The sequence below is a fragment of the Caldimonas sp. KR1-144 genome (genome assembly GCF_049446155.1).
Lineage (GTDB): Bacteria > Pseudomonadota > Gammaproteobacteria > Burkholderiales > Burkholderiaceae_C > Rivibacter.
Genome location: NZ_JBMSEE010000007.1, coordinates 58518 through 73557, shown reverse-complemented (window position 1 = coordinate 73557; position 15040 = coordinate 58518). Strand labels below are relative to the sequence as shown.

Annotated in this window: 12 protein-coding genes; 4 read left to right on the top strand and 8 right to left on the bottom strand. The window is 69.7% G+C overall.

Features of this window, described 5'->3' with window-relative positions:
- Positions 1-9 precede the first annotated feature (9 nt).
- The 8 genes from ACO2TI_RS16535 to uvrB form a co-directional block, all read right to left on the bottom strand.
- On the bottom strand, positions 10-1182 hold the full coding sequence (locus ACO2TI_RS16535) for an ABC transporter substrate-binding protein (protein ID WP_423285995.1): 1173 nt from the start codon (positions 1180-1182) through the stop codon (positions 10-12).
- A 14-nt stretch (positions 1183-1196) separates the two neighbouring features.
- On the bottom strand, positions 1197-2234 hold the full coding sequence (locus tag ACO2TI_RS16530; protein ID WP_423285994.1) for a branched-chain amino acid ABC transporter permease: 1038 nt from the start codon (positions 2232-2234) through the stop codon (positions 1197-1199).
- 355 nt (positions 2235-2589) lie between these two features.
- Positions 2590-3480, bottom strand: a complete 891-nt coding sequence (locus ACO2TI_RS16525; RefSeq protein ID WP_423285992.1) for a branched-chain amino acid ABC transporter permease — start codon at positions 3478-3480, stop codon at positions 2590-2592.
- A complete protein-coding gene (locus ACO2TI_RS16520) occupies positions 3477-4283 on the bottom strand; it encodes an ABC transporter ATP-binding protein (RefSeq protein ID WP_423285990.1) in 807 nt (268 codons plus the stop codon). Before ACO2TI_RS16520 ends, ACO2TI_RS16525 begins: the two co-directional genes overlap by 4 nt.
- Positions 4284-4285: 2 nt before the next feature.
- Positions 4286-5461, bottom strand: a complete 1176-nt coding sequence (locus ACO2TI_RS16515) for a thiolase family protein (protein ID WP_423285989.1) — start codon at positions 5459-5461, stop codon at positions 4286-4288.
- 9 nt (positions 5462-5470) lie between these two features.
- Positions 5471-6244, bottom strand: a complete 774-nt coding sequence (locus ACO2TI_RS16510; RefSeq protein ID WP_423285987.1) for an enoyl-CoA hydratase/isomerase family protein — start codon at positions 6242-6244, stop codon at positions 5471-5473.
- Positions 6241-6891, bottom strand: coding sequence for a TetR/AcrR family transcriptional regulator (locus ACO2TI_RS16505; protein WP_423285986.1), 651 nt, complete (start codon positions 6889-6891; stop codon positions 6241-6243). Before ACO2TI_RS16505 ends, ACO2TI_RS16510 begins: the two co-directional genes overlap by 4 nt.
- A 139-nt stretch (positions 6892-7030) precedes the next feature.
- Complete coding sequence (uvrB, locus tag ACO2TI_RS16500; RefSeq protein ID WP_423285984.1) at positions 7031-9145, bottom strand: excinuclease ABC subunit UvrB; 2115 nt, start codon at positions 9143-9145, stop codon at positions 7031-7033.
- Positions 9146-9265: 120 nt separating this feature from the next.
- Between uvrB and ACO2TI_RS16495 the strand changes: the two genes are divergently transcribed.
- From ACO2TI_RS16495 to rsxB, 4 genes are all read left to right on the top strand, one after another.
- Positions 9266-10477 (top strand): amino acid aminotransferase, encoded by a 1212-nt coding sequence (locus ACO2TI_RS16495; RefSeq protein ID WP_423285983.1) that lies wholly within the window; start codon positions 9266-9268, stop codon positions 10475-10477.
- Between the two features lie 178 nt (positions 10478-10655).
- Entirely contained in the window at positions 10656-12833 is a 2178-nt protein-coding gene (locus tag ACO2TI_RS16490; protein ID WP_423285982.1) for a DUF6600 domain-containing protein, read from the top strand.
- Between the two features lie 206 nt (positions 12834-13039).
- Positions 13040-14353: a polyhydroxyalkanoate depolymerase gene (locus tag ACO2TI_RS16485; RefSeq protein ID WP_423285980.1), complete on the top strand. Its 1314-nt coding sequence runs from the start codon at positions 13040-13042 to the stop codon at positions 14351-14353.
- Complete coding sequence (rsxB, locus tag ACO2TI_RS16480) at positions 14353-15027, top strand: electron transport complex subunit RsxB (protein ID WP_423285978.1); 675 nt, start codon at positions 14353-14355, stop codon at positions 15025-15027. The genes ACO2TI_RS16485 and rsxB overlap by 1 nt, the downstream gene beginning before the upstream one ends.
- Positions 15028-15040: the final 13 nt, after the last annotated feature.

Sequence of the window (15040 nt, the reverse complement as noted above, 5' to 3'; positions counted from 1 at the left end):
TGCAAAACGTCACTCGAGCGTGATCCAGTCCGACGCCGGCAGCATCTTCTGCTGCTTCACGTCGGCCTTGTAGATGCGGCCCACCGGGATCGAGTTGCCCTTGATCGTGATCGGCGTGCCGATGATGCCGCCGGTGTCGAAGTTCTTGATCGAGTTCAGCGCCGCCTTGAGGTTCTTGCCGTCCAGCGGCTTGCCGGCGTCGAGCGTGCGCTTGGCCGCCTCGGTCATCAGCATCGCAGTGAGAAAGCCCTGCATGTAGGCCGTGCTCTGGTACTCGGGGCGCATCGCGCGGATCTTCTCGAGCATCGGCGCCTTGCCCTCGGTGTCGTAGTAGTAGCGAAACGGCATCACGCCCATGAAACCGTCGGCCGCCTCGCCCATCTTCATGACCATCGAGTGGTCCATGGTCCAGAAGGTGCCCATGAACTGGCTCTTCATGCCGAGCTTCCTGGCCTGGGTGATGAACTCGGGAATCGGCGCGAGCACGTAGCCGTGGAAGATCGTGAAGTCGGGGTCGGCGCGGCGCAGCTTGATCACCTCGGTCGAGACGTCGACGCTGCCGGGCGGCGTCATGATCTCGGCCGCCACGTTCAGGCCCAGCTTCTTGGCGGCCTCGCGGCTCTCGTCGATCGGGTCGCGGCCGAACTCGCTGTCGGAGTAGACGAACACCACCTTGGCGCCCGGCTTGGTCTTGGCGATGTGGCGCAGCAGGATGCCGAACATCTCGGTGTAGTCCGGCCCGACGAGGAACTGGTACGGGTACTTCTGCGGGTTGTTGATCTCGGTCGCGAACGAAGCGCCGGCCATCAGCATCGTGCCGGCGCGCTCGAGCTCGGGGTTGATGGTCTTGGAAAACGCGGTCGAGTCGCCGTAGTAGAGGTTGACCTTGTTCTGGCTCGTGATCTTCTTGAACGCGGCGACCGAGGCGTCGACCTTGTAGCCGGTGTCTTCCGGCACGTAGCGCAGCTTGCGGCCCTTGATGCCGCCCGCGTCGTTGACGATCTTCACGTAGTCCTGGATGCCCGCGTTGATGCCGATGCCCGCGAACGCGAAGACGCCGGTCATCGGGATGGAGCCGCCGAGCACGATGTCTTCGCCGGCTTGTGCGAGCGCGGCACCGCTGGCGGCCAGGCCCGCCGCGGCGACGGCGGCGGTCACGAGAGAACGACGTTGCTGGTCCATGCTGGTCTCCTTGCTCAGTTTCTGAACGGCCACAGGTGGAAGAAGCGCCGCACGCGCCGCCACATTTCGGCGAGGCCATGCGGCTCGAAGATCAGGAAGGCCACGATCAGCGCACCGAAGACGATGGTGCGCACCGGCGAGAGGATCAGCGTCGCGTTGGCCGACATCGGCAGCCATCCGACCACGAGCTTGAGCAGCTCCGGCACGAGCGTCATGAACACCGCGCCGAGAATCGCCCCGAGGATGCTGCCCATGCCGCCGACGATGATCGCGGCGAGGAAGAAGATGCTCATCACGAGCGGAAAGCTTTCCGGCGTGACCACGCGGAAGAAGTAGGCCCACAGGCCGCCCGCGACGCCGGCGTAGAACGACGAAAGGCCGAAGCTCAGCAGCTTGTAGCGCAGCAGCGGTATGCCCAGCACCTCGGCCGAGATGTCGCGGTCGCGGATCGCGATGAAGGCGCGTCCGATGCGGGTTCGAAAGAGGTTCGCCGCGCCCAGCAGCATCAGTGCCGTGACCGGCAGGATCAGCCAGTACAGCTTGAACGAGGTGTCGAGCGCGATGCCGAAGATCGACGCCGGCTGCACCGACAGGCCCGAGGTGCCGCCGGTCAGCGCGAGGTTGGCGAACAAGAAGTGCGCGAGCACCGAGGCCGCAATGGTCGCGATCGCCAGGTACAGGCCCTTCACGCGCAGCGACGGAATGCCGACCAGCACGCCGCCGATCATGGCCACCGTGCCGGCGGCAAACAGGTTGACCCAGAACGGTGTGCCGAAGCGCGCCTGCAGGATCGCCACCGTGTAGGCGCCCAAGCCCATGAACGCCGCCTGTCCGAGGCTGACCAGGCCGGTGTAGCCGGTCAGGATGTTGAGCCCGCAGGCGCTGGCGACGTTGATCGCGATCAGGCAGGCGAGGTAGAGCCAGTACTCGTCGGCCAGGAAGGGGAACGCGACGAGCGCCAGCGCGAGCGCGGCGATCCAGCGTCGCTGCGTCGCGGTGTCGAACAGCGCGGCGTCGGCGGCGTAGGTTTGCTTGGCGGCGCCGATTCTCATGTTGTCCTGCCTGTGGGGCGGCTGCGCGGGCTGCAAGGGGGTGGGCAGTTCCTCTTCGCAGGGAAACACCGGCTCTCAGGACAGGCTGCGCGCGGCGGGTCGGCGGGGGCGCCTCGGAGGCGTCGAGCAGCGCAGCTTCGAGGGGCGGCGCGCGCAGCGCGCCTCGTGATCTGACTCGCCGATTTGTCTGAGCGAAGCGAACGCAGTGAGCGCAGCGAGTTATGAGGCGCGCCCCTCGAAGCGAGCAGCGCAGAGCAGTCGGCGAAGCCGACCGCCTCCGCGAAGCCCGCGACGGCCCGCCGCGCGCAGCCTGTCCGCAGCGCCATCCCGGCAGAAAAGCACCCGCGTCGCCGCATCACAACCTCTCGATCTCATGCGTGCCGAACAGCCCATAAGGCCGCAGCATCAGGATCGCCACGAGCAGCGAGAAGGTCGCGATCAGCTTGAACTCGCCGCCCAGATAGGCGCCCGCCCAGGCCTCGACCAGGCCGACCAGCAGACCGCCGACCAGCGCACCGAGCACGCTGTCCAGCCCGCCGACGATCACGACCACCAGCACCGACAAACCGAACGTGCCCATCGTCGACGAGATGCCGCCGATCGCGCCGACGACGATGCCGGCCACCGCGGCGATCATTGCGGCCGCGGTCCACGCCAGCGAGAACACGCGCGGCACGTTGATGCCCATCGAGTAGGCCGCGGCCTGATCCGACGCCGTGGCGCGCAACGCGACGCCGCCGCGCCAGAAGCGAAACACCAGCAGCACCGCGGCGATCAGCAAGGCCGTGACGAGAAAGCCGTAGAACACCTTGGGCGCGACCATCGCCGGGCCGAGCAGCACCGGGTCGCTGGGCATGAACTCGGGAAGGCGCTGCGGATCGGCGGTCCACACCAGCTCGACCACGCCGATGAAGATCGACGACAGGCCTACCGTGACCATGAAGGTGGAGATCGGCGATTCGCCCAGCATCGGCCGGATCACCGTGCGCTCGACCAGCGCGCCGAGCGCGCCGCTGGCCAGCACCGCGCCGAGGATCGCGGCCCAAACCGGCAGCGCGAAGCCCGCCGCCAGCGCGAAGAACAGGTAGGCCGACATCATCAGCATCTCGCCGATCGCCAGGTTCACGACGCGCGTGGCCTTGTAGATCATCACGAAGGCCAGACCGGTGAGCGCGAGCAGGCCGCCGCCGCCCAGGCCGGCGAGCGTGATCTCGGCGAAGAACAGCCAGTCAAAGCCCTCGTTCATGCGGCCTGCCTCTGCACTTCGGGTACGCCGCCGTGGCCCGAGCCGAGGTAGGCCTTCACGACCTCGGGGTTGGTCTGCACTTCGGCGGGCGTGCCTGCCGCGATGACCTGGCCGAAGTTCAGCACCACGACGTGGTCCGACAGGTCCATCACCATGCCCATGTCGTGCTCGACCATCAGCACGGTCACGCCCCACTCGTCGCGCACGTCGAGGATGAAGCGCGCCATGTCCTCGGTTTCTTCGCGGTTCATGCCGGCGACCGGCTCGTCGAGCATCAGGATCTGCGGCTGCATCGCCAGCGCACGCGCCATCTCGACGCGCTTTTGCAGCCCGTACGACAGCGCGGCGACCGGTGCGTGGCGGATGTGGTCGATCTCGAGGAAGTCGATGATGCGTTCCTCGATCTCGGCGCGCAGCGCCACCTCCTCGCGCTTGGCGCGGCCCAGGTAGAACAGCGCGTCGAGCACGTTGGTCTTCAGGTGCGCGTGGCGGCCGAGCTTGATGTTGTCGAGCACCGTCATGCCGCGAAACAGCGCGATGTTCTGGAAGCTGCGCGCCAACCCGAGCGCGGCGCGCTGCGGCGCCGGCTTGCGCGTGATGTCCTCGCCGCGAAAGCGGATCGCGCCGGCGGTCGGCCGGTAGAAGCCCGAGATCGTGTTGAACAGCGAGGTCTTGCCCGCGCCGTTGGGGCCGATCACCGAGGTGATCGAGCCCGGCGCGACCGAAAGGCTCACGCCGTTGAGCGCCTTCACGCCGCCGAAGGCGAGCGTGACGCCGTCGATCTCGAGCACGGGCGAAGCCATGTTCAGATGCGTTCGATGATCGTGGCCGTGGCCATGCCGTGGCCGATGCACATGACCTGCAGGCCGAGCGTGCCGCCGGTGGCCTCCAGTCCCGCGAGCATCTTGGCCATCAGCGCGCCGCCGGTGGCGCCGAGCGGATGGCCGTGCGCGATCGCGCCGCCCCAGGGGTTGAGCTTGTCCATGTCGGGCTTGAACTCGCGCGCCCAGCACAGCGCGACGCTCGCGAAGGCCTCGTTGACCTCGATCCAGTCGAGGTCCTTCACGCTCAGGCGCGCGCGGCGCAGCGCCTCGTGCGTGGCCGGGATCACGCCATCGAGCTGCATCGTCGGGTCGGAGCCGACGACCACGCGCGCCTTGAAGCGGGCCCTGGCGCGCAGGCCGTCGGCACGCGCGGCGTCTTCGTCGGCGATCAGCACGGCCGAGGCGCCGTCGGAAATCTGGCTCGCGTTGGCCGCGGTCACGACGCCTTCGCCGGGTTGGCGGAACACCGGGTTCATCGCCGCCATGCGCGCCTCGTCGAGCACGGCGCGCACGCCTTCGTCGCGCGCGAGCAGGATGGCCTTGCCGTCGGCGTCGACACCCGGCGTCGCGAGGATCTCGCGCTGCTTGAACTGCTCCAGCGCCGCATGCGCACGGCGGTGGCTGGTCTTGCTGAACTCGTCGCACTCGGCACGCGAGATCTTCCAGCGCTCGGCGATGCGCTCGGCGCTCTCGACCTGGTGGATCAGCTCGTGGTGCTCGAACAGCGCCGGGTTCAGGATCTCGAAGCCGCGGAACTCGCCCTGCCCGAGCGTGACGTCGGTGAACATCGGCACGCGGCTCATGTTCTCGACACCGCCGGCCAGCACGTAGCGCGCATCGCCCGCGGCCACCGCTTGCGCGGCGAAATGCACCGCCTGCTGGCTGGAGCCGCACATGCGGTTGAGCGAGACGCCGGCCACGCGCACCGGCAGGCCCGACAGCAGCACCGCGAGCCGCCCGACGTTAGCGCCCTGCTCGCCGGCCTGGCTCACGCAGCCGGCGATCAGGTCGTCGATCGCCTCGGGCGCGATACCGCTCTTTACGACCACGCTCTTCACGGCGAAGGCGAGCAGGCTGTCCGGTCTCATTTCGCGCAAGGCACCGTTGCGGCGGCCGAAGGCGGTGCGAACGGCGTCGACGATGACGGCTTGAGCCATGTGAATCTCCTAGCGCCCGCGGTACTGCGGCGCGCGCTTGTCAAAGAAGGCAGCGAGCGCTTCCGAGAAATCCTCGGTCGCGGCGCAGTGGCGAAAGGCCTGCTGCTCGGCGTCGAGCTGCTCGGCCAGCGTGCGCTCCAGCGAGCGGCGCATCAGGCGCTTGATCTGCGCCAGCGCGATCGGCGGGCCGTTGGCGACGCGTTGCGCGAGCGCATGGGTTTCGGCTTCGAGCGCGTCGGCCGCGACGACGCGGTTGACGAGCCCCAGGCGCAGTGCCTCGTCGGCATCGAGGTCCTCGCCCAGCAAGGCGATCTCCATCGACTTGCGCAGGCCCACGACGCGCGGCAGCGCCCACGATGATCCCAGGTCGCAGCTGGTGCCGACGTTGACGTAGGCGAGATTGAAGCGCGTGCCTTGCGCGGCAATGGCCAGATCGGCCGCGAGCGCGAGGCTCAGGCCGGCGCCGGCGACCGCGCCGTGCAGCGCGGCGAGCACGATCGCGTCGGCCGACGCGAGCCGCTGCAGCGCCTCGTGCAGCGGGCCGATCAGCGCGTCGGCGGTCTCGACCGGCGCGGCGCGCAGCTGCTGCAGGTCGCCGCCCGCAACAAAGGCGCGGCCCGCGCCGCTCATCACGACCACGCCGAGCGAGCGATCGGCCTCGATCTCGCGCGCCGCGGCAAGGAAGGCCCGTGCGGTCTCGACGTCCAGCGCGTTCAGCGACTGCGGACGGTTGAAGCGCAGCCGCAGCACGCGGCCCTCGCGCTCGACGATCAGCGGGCTCATCGCGCCGACCTCTTTGTCGCGGCCGGACGGTTCAGCACGCCGTTGAGCAGCAGGCCGATGCTCTGATCGGCGATCTGCTCGGGCGTGAGTTCGCCGTCCTCGCGGTACCAGCGGCCGATCCAGCTGATCGCGCCGGCGATCATGAATGCGGCCAGCTTGGGATCCACCCGCGCGAGCGAGCCCTCGGCCACGCCTTCTTCGATCAGCTGGCGGAACTCGTGGTCGATCTCGGCCTTGAGCTTGCGCAGCTTGCGCCGGCTCGCCGGCGGCAGCGGATCCTCGCCGACGCGGATCACGCAGCGGCCGAAGTCGTCGGTCACCACGCGCAGGTAGGCGTTCATGCACATGCGCAGCCGCTCCAGCGCGCTGCCACCGCTGGCCGTGGCCTGCGCGATCCCGGCGCGCACGGCCTCCAGCCCGATGCGCACGCTCTCGAACAGGATCTCGTCCTTGTTCTTGACGTAGTAGTAGAGCGTGGGCTTGGTGACGTGCAGGCGCTCGGCCACCTCGTCCAGCGAGGTGGCGTGGAAGCCCTTCTGGTTGAACAGCCGCACCGCCATGCGCAGCACGGCCTCGCGCTTGAGCTCGCGCTCGGCGCGGCGCACCTCGGTGCGCTTCCATGGCGATTCGACGCCGGCCTCGGCCACCTTGTCTCCTTCACGGCTGCCGGTCGGAAGACGCCTCGGTAGGCTACTTACTCGCCGGTAACTTCGTGATCGCAATGTGGCCGCCGGCGGGCTCGCCGGCAATCAAGGAAAACGCTGATCCGCCGGTCGCGGCGGGCCGTCAGCCCTTGCCGACCAAAGGCACGATGTTGTCGTGCCCCGCGCCGCCGAAGGCCTGCTCGCGCAGCAGCGCGAGCTGGTCGCGCACGCGCGCCGCCTTCTCGAACTCCAGGTTCTTGGCGTGCTCGAGCATCTGGCGCTCGAGCTGCTTGATGCGCTTGCCGAGGTCCTTCTCGTTGAGCGCCTCGACCTCGGCCTGGGCCAGCGCCTTCTGGTCGTCCTTGGCCTGCGCGGAGTAGACGCCGTCGATCATGTCGCGCACCTCCTTGCGGATGCCGCGCGGCACGATGCCGTTGGCCTCGTTGAAGGCGATCTGCTTGGCGCGCCGGCGCTCGGTCTCGTCGATCGCCTTGCGCATCGAGTCGGTGATCCGGTCGGCGTAGAGGATGGCCTTGCCGGCGACGTTGCGCGCCGCGCGGCCGATGGTCTGGATCAAGCTGCGCTCGGCGCGCAGGAAGCCTTCCTTGTCGGCGTCGAGGATGGCAACCAGGGAGACCTCGGGGATGTCCAGTCCTTCGCGCAGCAGGTTGATGCCCACCAGCACGTCGAAGGTGCCCAGGCGCAGGTCGCGGATGATCTCGACGCGCTCGACGGTATCGATGTCGCTGTGCAGGTAGCGCACCTTGACGCCGTTGTCGCCGAGGTAGTCGGTGAGCTGCTCGGCCATGCGCTTGGTCAGCGTGGTGATCAGCACCCGCTCGTTCTTCTCGACGCGCTCGCGGATCTCCTGCAGCACGTCGTCGACCTGGTGCGTGGCTGGGCGCACCTCGACCTCGGGGTCGATCAGGCCGGTCGGGCGCACCAGCTGCTCGACCACCTGGCCGGCATGCTCGCGCTCGTAGGCCGCTGGCGTGGCGGTGACGAACACCGCCTGGCGCACCTTGCGCTCGAACTCCTCGAACTTGAGCGGCCGGTTGTCGAGCGCGCTGGGCAGGCGAAAGCCGTACTCCACCAGCGTGAGCTTGCGGGCGCGGTCGCCGTTGAACATGCCGCCGAGCTGTCCGATCAGCACGTGGCTTTCGTCGAGGAACATCAGCGAATCGGGCGGCAGGTAGTCCACCAGCGTCGGCGGCGGATCGCCGGGCTTGGCGCCCGAAAGATGGCGGGTGTAGTTCTCGATGCCCTTGCAGTGGCCCACCTCCTGCAGCATCTCGAGGTCGAAGCGGGTGCGCTGCTCCAGCCGCTGCGCCTCGACCAGCTTGCCGGCCTTGACCAGCTCGTCCAGGCGCTCGCGCAGTTCCTGCTTGATGCCGTCAATCGCGCGCAGCACCTGCTCGCGCGGCGTGACGTAGTGGCTCGAGGGATAGACCACGAAGCGCGGGATCTTCTGGCGGATCTTGCCGGTCAGCGGGTCGAACAGCGACAGCGAATCGATCTCGTCGTCGAAGAGTTCGATGCGGATCGCGAGCTCCGAGTGCTCGGCCGGAAAGATGTCGATCGTGTCGCCGCGCACGCGGAAGGTGCCGCGCGAGAAGTCCATCTCGTTGCGCGTGTACTGCATGCGGATCAGCTGCGCGATCAGGTCGCGCTGGCCGATCTTGTCGCCGGTGCGCACGATCAGGCGCATCTGCGTGTAGTCCTCGGGCTTGCCGATGCCGTAGATCGCCGAGACGGTCGCCACGATGATCGTGTCGCGGCGCTCGAGCAGGCTCTTGGTGGCCGAAAGCCGCATCTGCTCGATGTGCTCGTTGATCGAGCTGTCCTTCTCGATGAACAGGTCGCGCTGCGGAACGTAGGCCTCGGGCTGGTAGTAGTCGTAGTAGCTGACGAAGTACTCGACCGCGTTCTTGGGAAAGAACTCGCGGAACTCGGCATACAGCTGCGCGGCCAGGGTCTTGTTGGGCGCGAACACGATCGCCGGGCGGCCCAGCCGCGCGATCACGTTGGCCATCGTGAAGGTCTTGCCGGAACCGGTCACGCCCAGCAGCGTCTGGTAGACCTCGCCGTCGTTGATGCCCTCGACGAGTTGCTGGATCGCGGTCGGCTGGTCGCCCGCCGGGGGATAGGGCTGGAAGAGCTGGAACGGCGAGCCGGGGTAGCTGACGAACTCGCCCTTCGGCGCGGCTTCGGCGGGCGCTTCTGCGGGCACTTGCGCGAGGGCGGTCGGTTCGGCCATGGCAGTTAAACTCCGGGTGATCCCTAGGGTCGCGGGAAACCGGTCAGCGTAGCGGAAAACCGCCACCGCGCGCGACCCCGCACGGATCGCCCCTCCTCACTCCTGACAAGAGTTGCCGCGATGTCCCAGAGCCTGTTTGCCGCCGTCGAGATGGCGCCCCGCGACCCGATCCTGGGTCTCAACGAGCAGTTCAACGCCGATCCCAATCCGAACAAGGTCAACCTCGGCGTCGGGGTCTACTACGACGAGAACGGCAAGCTGCCCCTGCTCAAGTGCGTTGCCGCGGCCGAGAAGCAGCTGGTCGAGGCGGCCAAGCCGCGCGGCTACCTGCCGATCGACGGCATCGCGGCCTACGACAAGGCGGTGCAAGGCCTGGTCTTCGGGGCCGAGCATCCCGCCGTGACCGGTGGCCGCATCGCCACCGTGCAAGGACTGGGCGGCACCGGCGGCCTGAAGATCGGCGCCGACTTCCTCAAGCGCCTTAACCCGGCCGCCAAGGTGCTGATCAGCGACCCGAGCTGGGAGAACCACCGCGCGCTGTTCACCAACGCCGGCTTCACTGTCGAGACCTATCCCTACTACGACGCCGCCAAGCGCGACAGCGGCGGCATCAATTTCGAAGGCATGCTGGCCGCGCTGAACGCGGCGCCCGCCGGCACCGTCGTCGTGCTGCACGCCTGCTGCCACAACCCGACCGGCTACGACCTCGACGCCGCGCAGTGGGCGCAGGTGATCGCCGCGGTGAAGTCGCGCGGCCTGGTGCCCTTCCTCGACATGGCCTACCAGGGCTTCGGCGCCGGCATCGCCGAAGACGGCGCGGTGGTCGGCAAGTTCCTCGCAGCCGGCATGGACTTCTTCGTGTCCACCAGCTTCAGCAAGAGCTTCAGCCTCTACGGCGAGCGCGTTGGCGCATTGAGCGTCGTGTGCGAGAGCAAGGACGAAGCCGCGCGCGTGCTGAGTCAGCTGAAGATCGTGATCCGCACCAACTACTCCAACCCGCCGACCTTCGGCGCGCAGGTCGTGGCCACCGTGCTCACGACCCCGGCGCTGCGCGCGCAGTGGGAGGAAGAGCTCGCCGGCATGCGCCAGCGCATCAAGCGCATGCGCGGCCTGCTGGTCGAGAAGCTGGCCGCCGCGGGTGTCAAGCAGGACATGAGCTTCATCGCGCGCCAGCAAGGCATGTTCAGCTACTCGGGCCTCGGCAAGGAGCAGATGCAGCGCCTGCGCAGCGAGTTCGGCGTCTACGGCGTCGACTCGGGCCGCATCTGCGTGGCCGCGCTGAACGAGAAGAACATCGACGCGGTCGCCAAGGCGATCGCCGCGGTGGCCTGATCCCGGCCGCTTACTGCCCGCTGCAACGGCCGCCTCGCGCGGCCGTTGCGCTTTTCGTGACCGGGCAAGCGCATCGGTTTGCAAATCTTTGCAGACGCGGTCCGGAGCCGATGCACCGAATCGGGCATCGAAACGTTAAGCCCTCATGGCTCGCCCCCGCGGGCCCGGACCTCGACGCATGAATCGCGCCCGCGCCCCCCTCCCAGCCCGCTGGATCACCCTGTTCGGCCTGCCCTTGCTGGCCGCGGCACTGGCGCTCGCCGCGCCGCGCGCGCGCGCCGACGACGACGACCCGCGCCGCGATCCGCCTGCGCGCGTCGGCGCATTGACGGCGGTCCAGGGCGACGTGCAGCTCGCCGCCGAGCCCGGCGCCGCCTGGGAACGCGCCCAGCTGAACTGGCCCGTGACCACCGGCACCACGCTCTTCGTGCCGCCGGGCGGGCGCAGCGAGCTGCGCATCGGCAGCAGCGCGGTGCGCCTGGACGGCAACAGCCAGGTCGAGTTCTCGCAGCTCGACGACCACGGCGTGACGCTGGAAGTGATCCAGGGCACGGTGCGCGCCCGCGTGCGCACCCTGCCGACCGGCGACCTGTTCGCCCTGTCGTCCGACGGCGTGCGCGCGCAGGCGCTGCAGCCGGGCGACTACCGCGCCAGCTACGACCCGGACCGCCGCAGCTACACCGTCGGCGTGATCAGCGGCCGGCTGCGCGTCGTGACGCCGACCAATTCGGTCGATGTCGGCCCCGGCCAGGAAGTCACCACCGAGCGAGAGGGCGCCGCCCTCTCGCTGGCGCCCCTGAGCCTGCGCAGCGACTTCGACGCCTGGGCCGACGCGCGCGACCGCCAGCAGGACCGCTACGCGGCGGCCGGCGTCGTGTCGCCCGAGATGACCGGCGTCGACACGCTCGGCGACCACGGCCGCTGGGCCACCGACAGCGTCTACGGCAGCGTCTGGTACCCGGCCGCGGTGCCCGTCGGCTGGGCGCCGTACCGCTACGGCCGCTGGGTCTGGATCGCCCCCTGGGGCTGGACCTGGGTCGACGACGCGCCCTGGGGCTACGCGCCGTTCCACTACGGCCGCTGGGCGCTGATCGGCGGGCGCTGGGGCTGGTGCCCGGGCGGCTATGTGGCGCGCCCGGTGTGGGCGCCGGCGCTGGTCGGCTTCGTCGGCGGGCGCTCGGGCAATGTCAGCTGGGGCGTCTCGATCGGCAGCGCCGCGCCGGTGGGCTGGTTCCCGCTCGCGCCGCAGGAGGTCTACCGGCCGCCCTATCGCCACACGCCGCGCTACGTGCAGCAGATCAACATCATCAATCAGACGACCGTCATCGTGAACCAGGACCGCGACCGCCGTGCCTACCGGCATGACGGCGACGGCGACCGACGCGGCAACTACCGCTATGCGCAGCGGCCCGAGGCGCTGACGGTCGTCAGCGAGGACCGCTTCCGCAGCTCGCGCCCGATCGGCGGCGAGCGCCTGCGCGTCGACGAGCGCCAGGCCGCCCAACTGCAGCCGGTGGCCGCCACGCTGCCGGTGCTCGGCGGCGGCGCCGGCGCCGTGCGCCCAGCCCTGCCGGCACAGGCGCGCGACGATCGCGGCAGCACGAGCCGCCCGGTCGCCACGCTTCCGACGCCGATACGCCTGCCGCAGCGGGACATCCAGCGCGACATTCGGCGAGACAACCAGCGCGAACCGGATGTGTCGCCGCGTCCGGGACGCGGCACGCCGTCCGCGCTGCCGTGGACGGCCGATCCTGCCGCGCCCGCACGTCCGGTGAGCCCGGCGCCGGTCATGCGCGAGCGCGATCAGGACCGCGACGGCGATGGCAACGGGTTCGGCCGGCCGTCGCGCAATCCCTCCGCGCCCGCGGTACGCCCGACGCCGGTGCTGCCCCCTCCGGCCGCGACGCCGCTGCCGACCCAGCGTGACAGCGAGCCGGCCCGCCCGTCGGGGCGCGGGGGGCGCCCGCCCGAACAGGATCGAGACAACCTGCCGGACGAACGCGCCGCGCGCGGCCGCGCGCCGGCCTGGATGGCTTCGCCCGTCGCGCCGCCGCGCGAAGACGACAACGTCGCGCCGGTGCAGCGCGTGCCGCAGGTGCGTCAGCCGCACGAGACTCGCCAGCCGCAGCCGGCTTACCAGGCACCGGCCCCGATGCCGCAGCCGCAGGCCCAGGGGCATCGGTCGCAGGCGCCGCAGCAGCCGGGCCAGCCGCGGGTCTGGGACGGCCAGCAGGTCCAGCGCGTCCCGGCCGCGCCGCCTCAGCGCCAGGAGCTGCCGGCTGCGCGCGGGGGTGGCCGTGAGGGCAACGGCCGTGACGGCGCGCCGGCGGGCCGCGGCGGCCGCGACGACCGCTGATCCCGATCCCTGCGGTCAAGCGGCCAACAGGCGCGGCTATTGCCGCCTGTTGGCCGCTTTCCGCTCGGCCGCCTGTGAGAGCATGGTCACGTCCGGAGGCAGGCCCGCTGTCAGCACGGCGTGCGCCAACTTCCTAGAATGATGCAGCGCAGCACGCCGGTGGTCGTCCGGCCGCGCCGCATCTCCATTCGAACCGGGATCACTGCATGCTTTACCAGTTCTACGAAACCCAGCGCGCCCTGCTGAGCCCGTTCTCCGAATTCGCCGCCGCGACTTCCAAGCTGTACAGCCACCCGATGTCGCCGTTCGCGCAGGCCCCCGGCGCGCAGCGCCTGGCAGCCGGCTTCGACCTGATGCACCGCCTCACCAAGGAGTACGAGAAGCCCGAGTTCGAGATCACCAGCGTCAAGGTGGGCGGCTCGGAAGTCGCGGTGCAGGAGCTGGTCGCGATGGAACGCCCGTTCTGCCGCCTGTTGCGCTTCAAGCGCTACACCGACGACGCCAAGCTGCTCTCGACGATGCGCGCGCAGCCGACCGTGCTGGTCGTCGCGCCCTTGTCGGGCCACCACAGCACGCTGCTGCGCGACACGGTGCGCACGCTGCTGCAGGACCACAAGGTCTACATCACCGACTGGGTCGACGCGCGCATGGTGCCGATGGAGCACGGCCCGTTCCACCTCGACGACTACGTGCACTACGTGCAGGACTTCATCCGCGAGATCGGCCCCGAGGTCAATGTGATCTCGGTGTGCCAACCGACGGTGCCGGTGCTGGCCGCGGTGTCGCTGCTGGCCTCGGCCGGCGAGGCCACGCCGCGCACGATGGTGATGATGGGCGGCCCGATCGACGCGCGCAAATCGCCGACCGCCGTCAACAACCTGGCGATGAACAAGAGCCACAGCTGGTTCGAGCACAACGTGATCTACCGCGTGCCGCAGAACTACCCCGGTGCCGGCCGCGCGGTCTACCCCGGCTTCCTGCAGCACAGCGGCTTCGTGGCGATGAACCCGGACCGCCACCTGAGCTCGCACTACGACTACTTCCTCGACCTGGTGCGCGGCGACGACGACAGCGCCGAGGCCCACCGCGAGTTCTACGACGAGTACAACGCCGTGCTCGACATGCCGGCCGAGTACTACCTCGACACGATCAAGACCGTGTTCCAGGACTTCGCGCTGGTCAACGGCACCTGGCGCGTCGGCGGCGAGCTGGTGCGCCCGCAGGACATCGAGACGACCGCCTTGCTCACCGTCGAAGGCGAGCTCGACGACATCTCCGGCGCCGGCCAGACGCACGCGGCGCACGACCTGTGCACCGGCATCGCAGCCACGCGCCAGTTCCGCTACGACGTGGTCGGCGCCGGCCATTACGGCATCTTCTCGGGCCGCCGCTGGCGCGAGAAGGCTTATCCGGTGATCCGCGACTTCATCGCTGCGCACCAGGACGCACCGGCCGGCGCCGCCGCGCCCCGCAAGGCGGCGCGCAAGCCGGCCGCCCGCAGGGCGACCGCTCGCGCGTGATGGCGGCGGCCGCGCCCTCGCTCGCCGACGCGATCGACGCGGCGCTGCCACAGACGCAGTGCACGCGCTGCGGCTATCCCGACTGCCGCGGCTATGCCGAGGCCATCGCGCAGGGCGAGGCCGAGATCGACCGCTGCCCGCCCGGCGGCGCCGAAGGCGTGGTGCGGCTGGCTGCGATCACGCGCCGTCCGCCGCGCCCGCTCGACGCGAGCTGCGGCGCCGAGGGCCCGCTGCGCCTGGCGCTGATCGACGAGGACTGGTGCATCGGCTGCACGCTGTGCATCAAGGCCTGCCCGGTCGACTGCATCGTCGGCTCGAACAAGCGCATGCACACCGTGATCGCGTCGCAGTGCACCGGCTGCGAGCTGTGCGTGCCGGTGTGCCCGGTCGACTGCATCTCGATGCAGCCGGTCGACCCGCGCCCCGATGCGCCCACCGGCTGGGCCGCGTGGTCGCAGGCGCAGGCCGACGATGCGCGCACGCGCTACCTGCAAACGCGTGCGCGCCGCGAGCGCGCCAAGGCCGAAAACGAGCAGCGCCTGGCCGACAAGGCGGCGCACAAGCTGGCCCATCTCGAGAGCGAATCGAAGCTCACCGATCCCGAGCAGCTCGACCGCAAGCGCGCGGTGATCGAAGCGGCGCTCGCGCGTTCGCGTGCGCGGCGCGGCGCCTGAGTGCGAGGCCGGC

Excerpts from the sequence above, each read along its gene's own strand:
- ACO2TI_RS16535 (WP_423285995.1), bottom strand. The coding sequence starts at position 1,182 with ATGGACCAGCAACGTCGTTCTCTCGTGACCGCCGCCGTCGCCGCGGCG.
- ACO2TI_RS16530 (WP_423285994.1), bottom strand. The coding sequence starts at position 2,234 with ATGAGAATCGGCGCCGCCAAGCAAACCTACGCCGCCGACGCCGCGCTG.
- ACO2TI_RS16525 (WP_423285992.1), bottom strand. The coding sequence starts at position 3,480 with ATGAACGAGGGCTTTGACTGGCTGTTCTTCGCCGAGATCACGCTCGCC.
- ACO2TI_RS16520 (WP_423285990.1), bottom strand. The coding sequence starts at position 4,283 with ATGGCTTCGCCCGTGCTCGAGATCGACGGCGTCACGCTCGCCTTCGGC.
- ACO2TI_RS16515 (WP_423285989.1), bottom strand. The coding sequence starts at position 5,461 with ATGGCTCAAGCCGTCATCGTCGACGCCGTTCGCACCGCCTTCGGCCGC.
- ACO2TI_RS16510 (WP_423285987.1), bottom strand. The coding sequence starts at position 6,244 with ATGAGCCCGCTGATCGTCGAGCGCGAGGGCCGCGTGCTGCGGCTGCGC.
- uvrB (WP_423285984.1), bottom strand. The coding sequence starts at position 9,145 with ATGGCCGAACCGACCGCCCTCGCGCAAGTGCCCGCAGAAGCGCCCGCC.
- ACO2TI_RS16495 (WP_423285983.1), top strand. The coding sequence starts at position 9,266 with ATGTCCCAGAGCCTGTTTGCCGCCGTCGAGATGGCGCCCCGCGACCCG.
- ACO2TI_RS16490 (WP_423285982.1), top strand. The coding sequence starts at position 10,656 with ATGAATCGCGCCCGCGCCCCCCTCCCAGCCCGCTGGATCACCCTGTTC.
- ACO2TI_RS16485 (WP_423285980.1), top strand. The coding sequence starts at position 13,040 with ATGCTTTACCAGTTCTACGAAACCCAGCGCGCCCTGCTGAGCCCGTTC.
- rsxB (WP_423285978.1), top strand. The coding sequence starts at position 14,353 with ATGGCGGCGGCCGCGCCCTCGCTCGCCGACGCGATCGACGCGGCGCTG.